This window comes from Crossiella sp. SN42, assembly GCF_023897065.1.
Taxonomy (GTDB): domain Bacteria; phylum Actinomycetota; class Actinomycetes; order Mycobacteriales; family Pseudonocardiaceae; genus Crossiella.
The window spans coordinates 1-12,973 of record NZ_JAMHIV010000018.1 but is presented as its reverse complement, the minus strand read 5'-3'; the positions used below and the strand labels follow the sequence as shown (position 1 = coordinate 12,973).

The window sequence follows — 12,973 nt, the reverse complement described above, 5'->3', positions numbered from 1 at the left end:
CCAGTGTGCAGGAGAGTTGGTGGGGCGCAGGCGGAGTTGGGGCCGGGTCGCGGGGTGGGTCGGCGGGGCGGGTGTGCGCGGTGGGGCGGTGGCTGGCGGGGATGGGTTAGCGTTCGCGTAGTTTCGACTGGCCACAAGGAGCACGATGACCTACGTCGCCGCTGATGCGCGTTATGACGCCATGACCTACCGCCGGTGTGGTCGCAGTGGGCTGAAGCTGCCCGCGATCTCGTTGGGGTTGTGGCACAACTTCGGCCATGAGAAGGCGCTGGACACCCAGCGTGACATCGTGCGAGCCGCTTTTGACCTCGGGGTCACGCACTTCGACCTGGCCAACAACTACGGTCCGCCGCCCGGCGCCGCGGAGGAGAACTTCGGGCGGTTGTTCGCCGCGGATCTGCGGAACTACCGGGACGAGGTGCTGGTTTCGACCAAGGCCGGGTACCTCATGCATCCGGGGCCGTATGGCGAGTGGGGGTCGCGCAAGTACCTGGTGTCCTCGCTGGAGGCCAGCCTGGCCCGGCTCGGGCTGGACTACGTGGACATCTACTACCACCACCGGCCGGACCCGGACACCCCGATCGAGGAGACCATGGGGGCGCTGGACTCCTTGGTGCGGCAGGGGAAAGCGCTTTACGTCGGGGTGTCCAACTACTCGGCGGAGCAGACCAGGGAAGCCGCGGCGGTGCTGGCGGAGCTGGGCACGCCGTTGTTGATCCACCAGCCTTCGTACTCGATGGTCAACCGGTGGATCGAGGACGGGTTGCAGGACGTGCTGGACGAGGTGGGGGCGGGGTCGATCGCGTTCTCGCCGTTGGCGCAGGGGCTGCTGACCGATCGGTACCTGGACGGCATTCCGGCTGACTCGCGGGCCGCGGGGGCCAGTCCGTTCCTGCAGGCCGAGGGCATCACCGAGGCGCAGCTCGCGGTGGCCAGGGGGCTCAACGAGGTCGCGAAGCGGCGCGGGCAGACCTTGGCGCAGCTGGCGCTGGCGTGGGTGTTGCGCGGGGAGCGGGTGACCTCGGCGTTGATCGGGGCCAGCAGCGTCAAGCAGTTGACCGACAACGTCGCGGCCACCGCGAACCTCGACTTCGCGGCGGAGGAGCTGGCGGAGATCGAGGGGTTGCTCGGCGCGCGCTGAGCGGCGGGGGACAAAGTTGGGTGGCCCGCTACCGACCGGTCGGTAGCGGGCCGATGCCCGGGGCGGGTTGGGGGCTCGCCCCGGGGGCCGGTCAGCCGGTGGCCAGTTCGTAGGCGCGTTGCGGGACGAACTGCCCTGCCGGGGCGATGCAGCCGTCGGCCTCGCCGGGCAGCTTGATCCACAGGTAGGCGTCGATCTGCGAGTCGCCGGTCGAGGTGGTGCTGGGGGTGCCCAGGGCTCGGCCGGCCGGGTCGCACCATTCGCTGCCGCGGGGGCCGTTGCCGTTGCGGCTGGTGTCGATGACCGCGCGCAGGCGGGAGTTGCCGAGGCGGGACAGGATGTTCTTGGCGTAGGCGGTCTCGGTGTGGGTCCAGTGGTAGTTGGAGACGTTGAGGGAGATGCCGTCGGCGCTGTTGGCGATGTCCGCCTGGGCGAGTCTGCTGGCCATCTCGGCTGCGCTGTGCCAGCTGGAGTGGGCGGCGTCGAAGTAGACCTTGGCCGCGCCCGAGCCGGACTTGAGCTTCTTGCCCGCGTAGGCGATGGAGGCGCGGGTCTCGGCCTGCTGGGCGGCGCTCTGGCAGTTGGTCATCAGGGCCAGCACGTCCGGTTCCAGGATGATGGTGGCCGGGCGACCGGCCAGGCCGGCGGCGACCTGGTCCACCCACTGGCGGTAGGCGCTGTGGCTGGGGGCGCCACCGCCGCTGGCGCCGCCGCAGTCGCGGTTGGGCACGTTGTAGACCACCAGGATCGGGGTCTTGCCCGCGTTGGCCGCGGCGTTGACCAGGTTGTTGACCTGGGTGCGGACCGTGCTGGTGTTGGTGGTGGTGAACCAGCGGGCCTGGGGGACCTTGGCGATGCGGTCGCGGATCACCTGGGCGCGGCCGTCGTTGGGGTTGGCGGCCACCCACTTCGCGGCACTGGTCTCCGGGTCGGTGTAGAAGCCTGACGGGGCGGCGTGGGCTGGTGTGCTCGCCAGGCTGAGGGCGATGAGAACCGTGGCGAGCACGGGCGGCACTGACCTTCTGCTCATCCGAAACTCCGAGTTGCCGATGTGACAGGGACACAGGCGGCGGCGGTTTCTGGGAGCGCTCCCAGACACGGGCGAGTTTACGGATGTGACCACGCGCTGGGAAGAGGCGGCTTGTCCTCAGGCCGAGGCGCGGTGCACGAGGCTGACCGGCAGGACCTTGCGCCGCGGCGGCGGGTTCTCGCCCTCGATGAGCTGGCACAGGGTGTCGACCATCTGCCGGACCTGCTCGCGCGGGTCCTGGTGCACGGTGGTCAGCGGGGGAGTGGTCGCCTCGGCGATGCCCCGGTGGTCGTCGAAGCCGACCACGGCCACGTCCTCGGGCACCCGCCGTCCGGCGGCGTGCAGGGCGCGGAGCGCACCGGCGGCCATGGGGTCGTTGGCGGCGAAGACCGCGTCCAGGTTGGGCACCCGGGCGAGCAGGCGGATCATGGCCTGTTCGCCGCTTTCGGTGCTGAAGTCGCCTTCCTCGGACAGCCGGTTCGCGGCGCGGTCGTCCAAGCCGAGGGTCTTGCGCCAGCCGGTGAGCCGGTCCACCGCGGAACGCTGGTCCTGCGGACCGGCGACGGTGCCAATTCGCTTGCGCCCCAACGACAACAGGTGCTGCACCGCCAGCTTCGCGCCGCCCTCGTTGTCGAAGTCGACCAGGTGCAGGCCGCGGGTGGCGCCGCCGGGCCTGCCGCCGCCGAAGACGATCGGCAGTCGCAGCGAGCGCAGCGCGGACGGCAGTGGGTCGGCCCGGTGGGAGGCGAAGACCAGCGCGCCGTCGACGTGGCCGCCGTCCAGGAAGCGCACCGTGCCCGGCACGTCCTCGCGGCTGTCCACCAGCATCATCAGCATCTGGCTGCGGCGGGCCGACAGCTCGCGGAAGGCGCCGCGGACGATCTCGGCGAAGTAGGGGTCCTCCAGGACCTTGGTCTCCGGTTCGGAGAGCACCAGCGCGATGGCGTTGGTGCGGCGGGTGACCAGCGAGCGGGCGGCCTGGTTGGGGGAGTAGCCCAGCTCGCGGGCGGCGTCGAGGACCTTCTCCCTGGCCCGGGAGCTGACGTAGGCCTCCTCGTTGAGCGCCCGGGACGCGGTCGAGCGCGACACACCCGCGTAGGCGGCGACGTCTTCCAGCGTCGGCCGCAGGTCACCTTGGGTCACGCCCACCACCTCATCCACACCGCTGCCCGGGATGATCAGCCTAGTCGCCGAGCCAGGCCACGCGGGCCAGCGCGGCCACCTCCGCCACCGACCGGTCGGTCGAGTCCAGGCACAGGTCGCCGAGCGGCGGGTGGGACGCCGTCGCGGCCAGGCGGCGCAGCTCCGCCGGGGGCCTGCCGCGCAGGTCGTCGCCGGGGATCGGCGGCCCCTCGCCGCGCCCCCTGGCCAGCAACCGCTCGGTCAGCCGGTCCTGGTCGGCGTGCAACCGGCACACCGTCAGCGGCACCCCCGGCAGCGCCGCCGCGTAGGCGTCCAGGGTGGCGGCATCGCTGACCTCGCCGGAGAGGACCAGGTAGCGGGCGCCGGTGGCGCGGAAGGTGCGCCAGGCGGCGGCCAGGTTGCGAGCCTTCACCCAGCCCTGGTCCGGGCGGCAGAAGCCGAGCTGGGCGAGGTCGAGGTAGGCGGCGGGCTGCCCGGTCCGGGCCAGGTGAGCGAAGACCGCCCAGGCGACCACGGACTTGCCGACACCCCTGGGGCCGCACAGCAGCAGCGCCTTCATCAGACCCAGCGCTCCAGCACCATCCGCGCCACGGCCACCACGGGCAGTCCGGTGGTGTCCACGCACAGGTCGGCGAAGTCCTCCCGGTCCAGCTCCGCCGCCTCGCGCAGCGCGGCCTCGGCCAGGTGGGTGAGCCAGCCCCGGCGCAGGTACCGCTCCCGCAGCTCCGAGGAGCCCGCGCGCAACCGGCACAGCGTCACCGCCGCGCCCGGCAGCGCCCGGGTGTAGCTCCGGGCGACCGCGGCCGACTCCAGGATTCCGGACACCACAAGGCGATCCGCGCCCGCCTCCCGGTAGTGCGGCCACATCGCGGCCAGGTTGCGCGCCTTGATCCGGTGCTGCGCCGGGTCATCGGCGGGCGCGGGTGAGCACAGGCCGAGCTGGTCGGTGTCCACGAAGCCGGAGCGGTCCAGCTGGGTGTGGATCTCCCAGCCCACCGTGGACTTGCCGACGCCGGACGGCCCGCACAGCCACAGCACCGGGAAACGATCACCAGCCACCCGGCGGAGGCTAGTGCCGCCTGCGCCGTCGCGGCCAGCGGATTTCAGGCGTCGGCGATCCGGTCCAGCCACTCCACCAGCAGCGCCTGCTCCGCCGGAGACAACGCGCCCGCCGGGTCCCGGCGCAGCGCGGCGGCCAGCCCGGCGGCGCGGGCGGGCACATCGGTGTCGCCGACGGCCTGCCCGCCGGTGGTGATCGAGCTGATCACGTGCTCCCTGGCCGCCGTGGACAGCTCCAGGTCCCGCTGGTCCTCCGGCTTCGCGATCAGGGTCAGCACAACGCCCTTGCCGGTGGCGTGCACCAGGTCCGCGCCCCGGCTCACGCTCACCCGCAGCAGCCCGGCCTCGGCGATCCGCTGCACGATCCGGTGCAGCCGCGCTTCGGACTCCTTGCCCGCGCCCGAGGAACCGGCCCGGGTGTCGCCGTACATCAGCAGGTAGAAGGCGGGATGGCTGAGACCGAACTGGACGTGCAGGTCCCAGCCGCGGCGCAGGTCCTCGATCGGGTCCGCGCTCTCGCCGAGGGCGGCCTTGCCGGTCAGGTACTCGGCGAAGGCGTGCGCGGCCACCGCCTCCAGCAGCCCGTCCTTGTCCCCGAACAGGCGGTAGAGGGTGGGCGCCTGCACACCGGCCGCGGCGCTCACCGCACGGGTGGACACCGCGTCCCTCCCGCCCTCGGCCAGCAGCTCCGCCGCAGCCTTGACCAGGCGTTCCCTGGTGGACTCGGCGCTCTTCTCGGTCATGAATCAATGCTAACAAACACCCAGTAGCATCGTTCCGGACCGCGCGGCATCGGCCGGGCGAGCGCGCTGCGGCTGGCCGCCGACGGGCAGGCCGTGGTGGTCGCCTACGGCGGCATGGTCTAGCCGACCTCGGCGACCCAGCTTTGCTACAGTCTTCTAGTGTTACAGTTGACTAGCACAATTCAGGGGCGGTGCGGTGGAGTTCCGGGTTGATCGATCAGCGGGTATGCCCGCCTACCGGCAGCTCATGCACCAGGTCCGCGACGCGGTGCGGCTCGGCTGGATCAAGCCGGGTGACCGCCTGCCGACCGTCCGGGAGGTAGTGGCCACCTGCGCGGTGAACCAGAACACCGTGCTCAAGGCCTACCGGGAGCTGGAGCTGGCCGGGGTGCTCGAGGTCCGTCAGGGCTCGGGCACCTACGTCCGGGACTCCGGCGCCCCCGCCCCCGCGCAGCTTCCGCCGGAGCTGCGGGAACGACTGGAGGACTGGGTGCGAACGGCACGCGAGGCTGGACTGAACGACGAGGACATGCGGGCACTGCTGGGCGCGGCGCTCTCCGGCCGGGCGGGGCAGGAGTGACCGGCAACGCGCTGGAGGTCGCCGGCATCGGCAAGCAGTACCGGCGCCGCTTCGGCCGCGGCTCGAACTGGGCGCTGCGGGACTGCACCTTCGAGGTGCCGGCCGGCCGGGTGGCCGCGCTGGTCGGCCCGAACGGCGCGGGCAAGACCACCCTGCTGAGCATGCTGGCCGGCCTACTGGCCCCCACCGAGGGCACCGCCAAGGTCGGCGGCAGGCTGGTCACCGCCGGCCGGGGCCGCGCCGCGGGCCGGGTTTCCTTTGTCGCTCAAGAGAAACCGCTGTACCGGCAGCTGAGCGTGGCGACCATGCTCGCGGTGGCCGCCCGGCTCAACCACGAGTGGGACCAGCGGCGCGCGACGCGCTGGCTGGAGCGTTTCGAGATCCCGCTGGACCGGCCGTGCGGCAGGCTTTCCGGCGGGCAGCAGGCCCAGGTGGCCTTCGCCATCGCGCTGGGCTCCTGCCCCTCGGTGCTGCTGCTGGACGAACCGCTGGCGAACCTGGACCCGTTGGCGCGCAACGAGGTCACCCAGGAGCTGCTCGGCGAGGCGGCCGAGACCGGGATGACCGTGCTGCTGTCCACGCACGTCGTCGCCGAGCTCGGCGGGGTCGCCGACCACCTGGTGCTGCTGGCTGACGGCGCGCTGCTGGCCGACGGGCCGGTGGACGACATCCTGGAGCGCCACCGCTTCTACGACGGCCCGCGCTCCTCGACCCCGCCCGTGCCCGGAGAAGTGGTGCAGGCCAAGCACAGCGACCGCCAGTCCAGCTACCTGATGGGCTTCGCCCCGCCGTGGCGGCCGCCGGAGGTCAGCCCGCCGTGGCGCGGCCGCGAGATGACGCTGGAGGAGTTCGTGCTGGCACAGCTGGAGAACAGCCGCGCGAGCAAGAGGAGGGCGGCATGACCACCAGCACGCTGCGCACCGACCCGCCCGCCACGAGCAAGCGCGGTGGCGCGGGATTCCTCGACCTCGCCTGGGTGACCTGGCGCCAATACCGCTGGCTGGTCCTGGGCACCGCCCTCGCGGTGGCCGCGGTCTCCGGCTTCCTCCTGTGGAGCCACTTCGCCGCCAGCGGACTGCCGCCCTGCGGCAACGCCTGCCCGGACGGCGGCGCCTCGCCGGGCCTGGAGGCGATCGCCCGGCGGGTCGGCCTGCTGGAGTACCCGGTGCTGCTCTTCGCCGGGCTGGTCGCGGCGTTCTGGGGCGCGCCGCTGCTGTCCCAGGAGTACGAGCACCGCACCCACCTGTGGGCCTGGACCCAGGACGTCTCGCCCACTCGCTGGCTGAGCACCCGGCTGCTGGCGCTGTGCGCGACCCTCACCGTGCTCACCGGCCTGCTCGGCCTCACCGGCACCCTGGTCACCCAGTACCTGCACAGCCAGGACAGCTCGGCCTTCCACCCGTACCAGAGCATGTCCTTCGACCTGTGGCCGCCGCTGCAGATCGGCTACGTGCTCTTCGGGTTCGCCCTCGGCGTCGCGGTGAGCGCGGTGGCCCGGCGCACGGTCATCGCCATGCTGGTCACCGTGCTCGGCTTCGCCGCGGTGCGGGTGTTCGTGGCCGAGTTCCTGCGCCCGCACTACCTGACCCCGCTGCGCCAGGCCACCCCGCTGGGACAGCAGGCGAAGCTGGAGGGCGCCAACCTGATCACCGGCACCGGGTACCTGCACACCTCGGGCGCGACCATGCCGCAGAACGGCGAACTGGTGGCCGAATGCCGCAAGCTGGCCGAGCAGGTCAGCCCGTCGAACGCCACCTACAGCCAGGTGCAGGCGGAGATGTCCAAGTGCCTCACCGAACGCGGCTGGACGCAGACCTACCTCGACTACCAGCCCGACGCGCGCGTGCTGCCGATCCAGCTCGTCGAGACCGGCCTCTACCTCGGGCTGGCGATCGTGCTGCTGGTGCTGGCGGTGCGGCTGGTGCGGCGCACCGCCACGCTCTGACTCAGCCGGTCAGGTCCAGGGCGGCCAGCGCGGTGTCGAGCACCGCGGTCTGCCGGGTCGGCCGGTAGGTCGCCGGATCGGCCGTGGCCAAGGTGTTCATCCCCTCGATGAGTGAGACCAGGGTCAGCGCGGCGGTCGCCCGCCGGGCCCTGGTCCACTGTGGACGGACCTGGGCGATCAGTCGCTCGATCCGGCGGAGGAAGGACTGGTTGGCCGCGCGGTGCCGCTCGGCCAGCTCGTCATCACCCAGCGCGGCGGCCAGATAGCCCAGCCACACCCTGGCCTCCTGCTGCTTCGCCGGATCCACCGAGGCGGCGTGCCGCAGCACCGCGCGCAGCACCGCCGCCGGTGGGCCGCCCCCGGCGGTCAGCTCGTCCATCGCCGCGCCGGTGCGCTGGTGCAGCAGGTCCCTGGCGTGCCGCAGCAGCGCCCGCTTGTCCGGGAAGCGGTGCAGCACCAGCCCGGTGGTGCAGCCCGCCGCCGCGGCCACCGCCCGCAGGGTCAGCCCCTGCGGCCCGGACTCGGCCATCAGCCGCCACACCGCCGCGGAGATCCGCTCGCCCTGCTCCGCCCGATCCGCCGTCCTCGCCATCGGCCACCACCTCTCGTAACACATGTTACCGTAACGCCTGTTACGAGGAGAGGGGCAGTCGATGACGGTGCGGGTGACCGAGGTGAGCTGGGCGGATCCCGAGGGCGCGGCGCTGCGGGCGGCCCAGCGGGCGGAGCTGGACGCCCGCTACGGCTTCGCCGACCACGAACCGGGCGCGCCACCCACGGCGGCCGACATCGAGGTGTTCCTGCTGGCCAGGGACGAGCAGGGCCAGGCGGTCGGCTGCGGCGGGCTGCGGCTGCGCGGGCCGGACTCGGCAGAGATCAAGCGGATGTACGTCACGCCGCGGGCGCGCGGCACCGGGGTGGCGGTGGTGGTGCTGCGGGCACTGGAGAACGAGGCGCGGCGGCGCTCGCTGCGCACCCTGCTGCTGGAGACCGGCACCGCGCAGCCGGACGCGATGCGTTTCTACGAGCGCGAGGGCTACCACGCGGTGGCGAACTTCGGCCCGTACGTGGGTTCGGAGCTGTCCCGCTGCTACCGGCGGCAGCTGTAGGCGCCGCTAGCGGGGCACCAGCTTCGGCGGGATCACCACCACCGGGCAGGTCGCCTTGCGGATGCACTCCGCGCTGATCGAGCCGAGCACCGCGCGGTAGAGCCGTCCGTGCCCGTGGCTGCCCACCACCAGCAGGTCCGCCTGGGCGGCCTCCTCGGTCAGCACGTCACCGGCGTAGCCCTGCCGCACCACCGTGCGCACCGGGTGCGGCTCGCCGCCGGTGACTTCGGCGATCGCCTCGTCCAGGCGTTCCCGGTGCACCTTGTCGTGGTCCACGTCCAGGTCCGTGGGCTCGACCACGGTGAACGGGGTCGCCGAGGACGGCACCGGGTTGGGCATCCAGGCGATCACCGCGACCACCTCGGCGTCCCGGCGGCGGGCCTCGGTCAGGGACCAGCCCAGGGCGCGCAGGCTCTCGGTGGAGCCGTCCACGCCCACCACGATCGTTCCGGCCATGCCGCCTCCCTAGTGTCGCGTGGGTTCAGCTTGCCGAATACCACCGGGGACGGCTCGGTGAAACCGGCGGCTCACACGGGGAAGATCACACCGGTGAGGCGCTCGGACTCCGCCCACAGCCGCCGCTGCTGCTCCTCGTCGCGGGACTGCCTGCTGGAGCGCACCACCACCGGCGCGCCGCGCAGCTCGCGGAACCCGTTGGGCCCGTAGTACTGGCCGGTCACCGCGGCCGGGTCGGTGGCCGCGCGCAGGGTCGGCAGCGCGCCCTGCTCGGCGGGCTGGGTGAACAGCCTGCCGAACAGGCGCATGCCGAGGCGGAACGGCGCGGGGGAGTTGCGGACCAGTTCGGTCATGGAGATGCCGGGGTGCGCGGCCAGCGCCAGCGCCGGGCTGCCGTGCGCGCTCAGCCGGCGGGCCAGCTCGTAGGTGAACATCAGATTCGCCAGCTTGCTCTGCCCGTAGGCGGCGACCCGGTCGTAGGAGCGGCTCCACTGCAGGTCGTCGAAGTGGATCCGCGCGCGCAGGTTGTGCGCGATGCTGGCCACGGTGACGATCCGCGCGCCGGGCGTCTCCGCCAGGCGGTCGACCAGCAGGCCGGTGAAGGCGAAGTGGCCGAGGTGGTTGGTGCCGAACTGGAGCTCGAAACCGTCCTGGGTGAGCTGCTTGGGGGTGTACATCACCCCGGCGTTGTTGATCAGCAGGTCGATCCGCTCGAAGGAGTCGCGCAGCTCGCCCGCGGCCTCGCGCACCGAGTCCAGCGAGGTCAGGTCCAGGCGCTGCACCACTACCTGCGCGCCGGGCGCGGTCTCGGCGATCCTGGCCGCGGCCCGCTTGCCCTTCTCCAGGTCCCGCACCGCCAGCACCACGGTCGCGCCGCGCTGGGCCAGCACCTGGGCGGTGGGGAAGCCGATGCCGGTGTTGGCGCCGGTGACGATCGCGACCCGCCCGGTCTGGCCCGGCACCTCGGCCGCGCTCCACAGCTTGGTCATGACAGCTCCCACCTATAATCCGGGGTGTGCGTTCCGTTTACGAACATACGGAACGCACGCCCCGTTTGTCCAGTGGAGGGCCGTGTGAAGAAGCTCAGGTCGGATGCCGTGCGCAACCGGGAACGCGTGTTGCGGGTCGCCTACGAGACCTTCGCGACCGAGGGCCTCTCGGTGCCGATCGACGAGATCGCGCGCCGGGCCGGGGTGGGCGCGGGCACCGTGTACCGGCACTTCCCGACCAAGGACGCGCTGTTCCGGGCGATCGTGGCCGACCAGTTCGACCAGCTCATCGCCCGTGCCACCGAGCTGGCCGGGGCGGCGGACCCCGGCGCGGCCTTCTACGGCTACTTCAGCCGGTTCATCCAGGACTACGTCACCGACCAGGGCCTGATGGAGGCCTTCGCGGGCAGCAAGTTCGACATCGAGACCGCCGAACCCGAGCGCACCGCGGAGTTCAAGCAGGCCATCGGCGTGCTGCTGGCCCGCGCGCAGCAGGCAGGCGCGGTGCGCGCGGACGTGGACGTCGCCGACGTCAAGGCGCTGATGATCGGCGGCCAGGCCATGCTCAACTACCGGGGCGAAGCAGGCGCGCGGCTGATCCCGCTGCTGTGCAAGGCGCTCGCGCCCTAGTGGCCTGAATCGGAGGTGCGCCAGCGGTCTCGACGGCCCAGCTTCCCGCTGGCCGCACCGCGGGAAAGCCCACGTACAACCCGGTACGAGGGCTTCCCCTCGGCACGCCCAGCGGAAAGCTGGACCGCCGATACCGCCACCGCACCTCCGATTCAGGCCACTAGCGCGGCGCCCGCCCCCAGGTGCTGACCAGCGGATAGGCGGTGACGCTGAACCCCGGATCGCGCAGCAGCCGGGTGAACTGGGCCAGCTCGCCCGGCCCGACCCCGGCCGCGCGCAGCTTCTCCCGCAGCTCCCAGGCGTTGGCCAGCAGCAGCCTGCTGCCCTCACCGCCGCCGACCCAGATCGGCGTGGACCGGCTGGCCGCGACCTGCTCCAGTCCACAGTGGACAAACAGTTTCTCCACGCCCAGCGCCCAGTCCAGGTCGTCGGAGCCGAGCTTGGTCAGCACGTCCAGCACCTGGGTCTGCACCGTCCAGAACGCCTCCTGCCTGCGGTCGTCGGTGCTGAGCACCCGCTGCTCCTTGGGCAGGATCTCCTCCAGCAGCAGCACCCCGCCGGGGTTGAGCGCGGCGGTCAGCTTGGCCACCGCGGCATCCCGCGCCGGGTGGTGGATGAGCACCAGGCGGCAGTGGATCAGGTCGAAGCCGGGGGTGGGCAGCGGGTCGGTGAGCACGTCGTGCCGCCGGACCTCCACCGGCGCGGAGAGCTCCAGCAGCCGGGTGTCCAGGTCGGTGGCCAGCACGTAGCCGTCCGGGCCGACCCGCTCGCCCAGCCAGCGCGCGACCGAGCCGCCGCCCGCGCCGACCTCCCAGCAGCGCTGACCCGGCCGCACGCCGAGCTCGGCCAGCAGCGGCGTGGTCACCGCGTCGTAGGTGGCCTCCAGCGCCGCCATGCGTGTTCGTGCGGCGTCCACCGCGTTGTCGAAGGGATAACTGCCCACCGCGCCTCCTGGTCCGGCTATTACCTTGACGGCTGGCGGGCTCCGGCGAAAGTCGGCGGGGCCATCCGGTCGCGGATCCGGCCCGGGGAGCCCGCTGTCCGCGCTCCCGGGCGGTACTGCACACTGTGGACGGTCGCCGGTCGGGTGGGAGAGGGCTGACGTGCTGTTCGGAATCCTGGCGGGAATCGCGGGCCTCGTCTTCCTGGTGCGGGTGATGCGCGAACCGCGCCGGGTGAGCAACGCGGTCTGGTTCGGCATCCTGCTGTTCTTCGGCGGCCTGTGGGCGTTGTGGGAGCTGGGCAAGTACGGCTACGGCGAGATCGTGGTGGTGCTCGGGCTGCTGGTGCTGCTCATCGGTCTGGTGCTGCCGTTCGCCATGGTCGCCAACGGAGTGATCATGTTACGCCGGGAGTCCTTCCGGCCGGCCAACCTGCTGTCCCTGCTGACCGGACTGGCCGTGCTGGGACTGATCGGGTTCACCGTGGTGTTCGGGCCCCGGCTGGACCGGGCCGCGCAACTCGTGTTGATCGCGGTGATCCTGGTGACCGGCTACTTCGCGTTCCTGTTCGCCAGCCTGCTCGCCTACTCCTTTGTGTACGGCAGGCTGAGCAGCCGGGCCAGGGCCGACGCGGTGGTGGTGCTGGGCTGCGGGCTGATCGGCGACCGGGTGCCGCCGCTGCTGGCCGCCCGGATCGACCGCGGCCTGGCGCTGTACCGCCGCGACCGCGCGGCCGGGGGTGAACCCGTGCTGGTGGTCTCGGGCGGCCAGGGGCCGGGGGAGACCACCACCGAGGCGGCGGCCATGCGGGACTACCTGCTGGCCCGAGGGGTGCCCGCCGAGCACATCGTGCTGGAGGACCGGGCCCGCACCACCGAGGAGAACCTGACGTTCAGCGCTGCGCTGGTGACCAGGCCGGGGGCGCGGATCGTCGCGGTGACCAACAACTACCACGTCTTCCGCACCGCGGTGCTGTCCTACCAGCTGAAGCTGCGGATGCGGGTGGTCGGCTCGCGCACCGCGCTGTACTTCCTGCCGAGTGCGTTCATCCGCGAGTTCGTCGCGCTGCTCATGCAGTACCGGGTGACCACCGCGGTCGGCGTGCTCGCCGTGGTGTCGGTGCCGGCGCTGGGCGGGCTGCTCTTGCTCTAGGCCGTGTCGTTAAAGCCCCGTCTGCGGGAGTCGTGATCGGTTTGGCCGCTGGCGG

16 protein-coding genes are annotated in these 12,973 nt (G+C 72.2%); 7 read left to right on the top strand and 9 right to left on the bottom strand.

The genetic code is table 11. The features are described from left to right. Positions 1-145: 145 nt before the first annotated feature. The gene (gene mgrA / locus M8C13_RS21895) at positions 146-1,141 is read left to right on the top strand and encodes an L-glyceraldehyde 3-phosphate reductase (RefSeq protein WP_252482525.1); all 996 of its coding nucleotides are present in this window, start codon (positions 146-148) and stop codon (positions 1,139-1,141) included. Between the two features lie 91 nt (positions 1,142-1,232). Here the strand turns inward: mgrA and M8C13_RS21890 are convergent, their stop codons facing one another. The 5 genes from M8C13_RS21890 to M8C13_RS21870 all read right to left on the bottom strand — a co-directional run bounded on the left by M8C13_RS21890 (position 1,233) and on the right by M8C13_RS21870 (position 5,116). Then, on the bottom strand, positions 1,233-2,171 hold the full coding sequence (locus M8C13_RS21890) for a glycoside hydrolase family 6 protein (RefSeq protein WP_252482524.1): 939 nt from the start codon (positions 2,169-2,171) through the stop codon (positions 1,233-1,235). Positions 2,172-2,288: 117 nt separating this feature from the next. Then, entirely contained in the window at positions 2,289-3,314 is a 1,026-nt protein-coding gene (locus M8C13_RS21885) for a LacI family DNA-binding transcriptional regulator (RefSeq protein WP_252482523.1), read from the bottom strand. 40 nt (positions 3,315-3,354) lie between these two features. Then, positions 3,355-3,873 (bottom strand): hypothetical protein, encoded by a 519-nt coding sequence (locus M8C13_RS21880; RefSeq protein ID WP_252482522.1) that lies wholly within the window; start codon positions 3,871-3,873, stop codon positions 3,355-3,357. After that, positions 3,873-4,373, bottom strand: coding sequence for a hypothetical protein (locus M8C13_RS21875; RefSeq protein WP_252482521.1), 501 nt, complete (start codon positions 4,371-4,373; stop codon positions 3,873-3,875). The genes M8C13_RS21880 and M8C13_RS21875 overlap by 1 nt, the downstream gene beginning before the upstream one ends. A gap of 44 nt (positions 4,374-4,417) precedes the next feature. Beyond that, the gene (locus tag M8C13_RS21870) at positions 4,418-5,116 is read right to left on the bottom strand and encodes a TetR/AcrR family transcriptional regulator (protein ID WP_252482520.1); all 699 of its coding nucleotides are present in this window, start codon (positions 5,114-5,116) and stop codon (positions 4,418-4,420) included. 226 nt (positions 5,117-5,342) lie between these two features. Between M8C13_RS21870 and M8C13_RS21865 the strand changes: the two genes are divergently transcribed. Genes M8C13_RS21865 through M8C13_RS21855 form a run of 3 tightly spaced genes read left to right on the top strand, consistent with a single transcriptional unit; the run spans position 5,343 to position 7,641 of the window. Continuing rightward, entirely contained in the window at positions 5,343-5,696 is a 354-nt protein-coding gene (locus M8C13_RS21865; protein ID WP_252482519.1) for a GntR family transcriptional regulator, read from the top strand. After that, a complete protein-coding gene (locus M8C13_RS21860) occupies positions 5,693-6,598 on the top strand; it encodes an ABC transporter ATP-binding protein (RefSeq protein WP_252482518.1) in 906 nt (301 codons plus the stop codon). Before M8C13_RS21865 ends, M8C13_RS21860 begins: the two co-directional genes overlap by 4 nt. Next, positions 6,595-7,641: a hypothetical protein gene (locus M8C13_RS21855; RefSeq protein WP_252482517.1), complete on the top strand. Its 1,047-nt coding sequence runs from the start codon at positions 6,595-6,597 to the stop codon at positions 7,639-7,641. The genes M8C13_RS21860 and M8C13_RS21855 overlap by 4 nt, the downstream gene beginning before the upstream one ends. A 1-nt stretch (position 7,642) precedes the next feature. On the opposite strand, the gene M8C13_RS21850 is transcribed toward M8C13_RS21855, so the two are convergent. Beyond that, positions 7,643-8,233 (bottom strand): TetR/AcrR family transcriptional regulator, encoded by a 591-nt coding sequence (locus tag M8C13_RS21850; protein WP_252482516.1) that lies wholly within the window; start codon positions 8,231-8,233, stop codon positions 7,643-7,645. A 61-nt stretch (positions 8,234-8,294) separates the two neighbouring features. Between M8C13_RS21850 and M8C13_RS21845 the strand changes: the two genes are divergently transcribed. Beyond that, positions 8,295-8,750 (top strand): GNAT family N-acetyltransferase, encoded by a 456-nt coding sequence (locus M8C13_RS21845; RefSeq protein WP_252482515.1) that lies wholly within the window; start codon positions 8,295-8,297, stop codon positions 8,748-8,750. A gap of 6 nt (positions 8,751-8,756) precedes the next feature. Here the strand turns inward: M8C13_RS21845 and M8C13_RS21840 are convergent, their stop codons facing one another. Together M8C13_RS21840 and M8C13_RS21835 are read right to left on the bottom strand one after the other, a co-directional pair. Next, positions 8,757-9,206: a universal stress protein gene (locus tag M8C13_RS21840; RefSeq protein ID WP_252482514.1), complete on the bottom strand. Its 450-nt coding sequence runs from the start codon at positions 9,204-9,206 to the stop codon at positions 8,757-8,759. A gap of 71 nt (positions 9,207-9,277) precedes the next feature. Beyond that, complete coding sequence (locus M8C13_RS21835; protein WP_252482513.1) at positions 9,278-10,195, bottom strand: SDR family NAD(P)-dependent oxidoreductase; 918 nt, start codon at positions 10,193-10,195, stop codon at positions 9,278-9,280. 84 nt (positions 10,196-10,279) lie between these two features. Between M8C13_RS21835 and M8C13_RS21830 the strand changes: the two genes are divergently transcribed. After that, positions 10,280-10,825, top strand: a complete 546-nt coding sequence (locus M8C13_RS21830; RefSeq protein ID WP_252482512.1) for a TetR/AcrR family transcriptional regulator — start codon at positions 10,280-10,282, stop codon at positions 10,823-10,825. Positions 10,826-10,985: 160 nt separating this feature from the next. Here M8C13_RS21830 and M8C13_RS21825 read toward each other — a convergent pair whose 3' ends face one another. Next, positions 10,986-11,768 (bottom strand): class I SAM-dependent methyltransferase, encoded by a 783-nt coding sequence (locus M8C13_RS21825; RefSeq protein ID WP_252482511.1) that lies wholly within the window; start codon positions 11,766-11,768, stop codon positions 10,986-10,988. A 160-nt stretch (positions 11,769-11,928) separates the two neighbouring features. On the opposite strand from M8C13_RS21825, the gene M8C13_RS21820 reads away from it, so the two are divergent. Then, the gene (locus M8C13_RS21820) at positions 11,929-12,918 is read left to right on the top strand and encodes a YdcF family protein (protein ID WP_252482510.1); all 990 of its coding nucleotides are present in this window, start codon (positions 11,929-11,931) and stop codon (positions 12,916-12,918) included. Positions 12,919-12,973 lie beyond the last annotated feature (55 nt).

What these genes read in the sequence shown, in the direction of transcription:
- M8C13_RS21865 (WP_252482519.1), top strand. Translation starts at nt 5,343, where the DNA reads ATGCCCGCCTACCGGCAGCTCATGCACCAGGTCCGCGACGCGGTGCGG.
- M8C13_RS21835 (WP_252482513.1), bottom strand. Translation starts at nt 10,195, where the DNA reads ATGACCAAGCTGTGGAGCGCGGCCGAGGTGCCGGGCCAGACCGGGCGG.
- mgrA (WP_252482525.1), top strand. Translation starts at nt 146, where the DNA reads ATGACCTACGTCGCCGCTGATGCGCGTTATGACGCCATGACCTACCGC.
- M8C13_RS21840 (WP_252482514.1), bottom strand. Translation starts at nt 9,206, where the DNA reads ATGGCCGGAACGATCGTGGTGGGCGTGGACGGCTCCACCGAGAGCCTG.
- M8C13_RS21855 (WP_252482517.1), top strand. Translation starts at nt 6,595, where the DNA reads ATGACCACCAGCACGCTGCGCACCGACCCGCCCGCCACGAGCAAGCGC.
- M8C13_RS21890 (WP_252482524.1), bottom strand. Translation starts at nt 2,171, where the DNA reads ATGAGCAGAAGGTCAGTGCCGCCCGTGCTCGCCACGGTTCTCATCGCC.
- M8C13_RS21870 (WP_252482520.1), bottom strand. Translation starts at nt 5,116, where the DNA reads ATGACCGAGAAGAGCGCCGAGTCCACCAGGGAACGCCTGGTCAAGGCT.
- M8C13_RS21850 (WP_252482516.1), bottom strand. Translation starts at nt 8,233, where the DNA reads ATGGCGAGGACGGCGGATCGGGCGGAGCAGGGCGAGCGGATCTCCGCG.
- M8C13_RS21880 (WP_252482522.1), bottom strand. Translation starts at nt 3,873, where the DNA reads ATGAAGGCGCTGCTGCTGTGCGGCCCCAGGGGTGTCGGCAAGTCCGTG.
- M8C13_RS21845 (WP_252482515.1), top strand. Translation starts at nt 8,295, where the DNA reads ATGACGGTGCGGGTGACCGAGGTGAGCTGGGCGGATCCCGAGGGCGCG.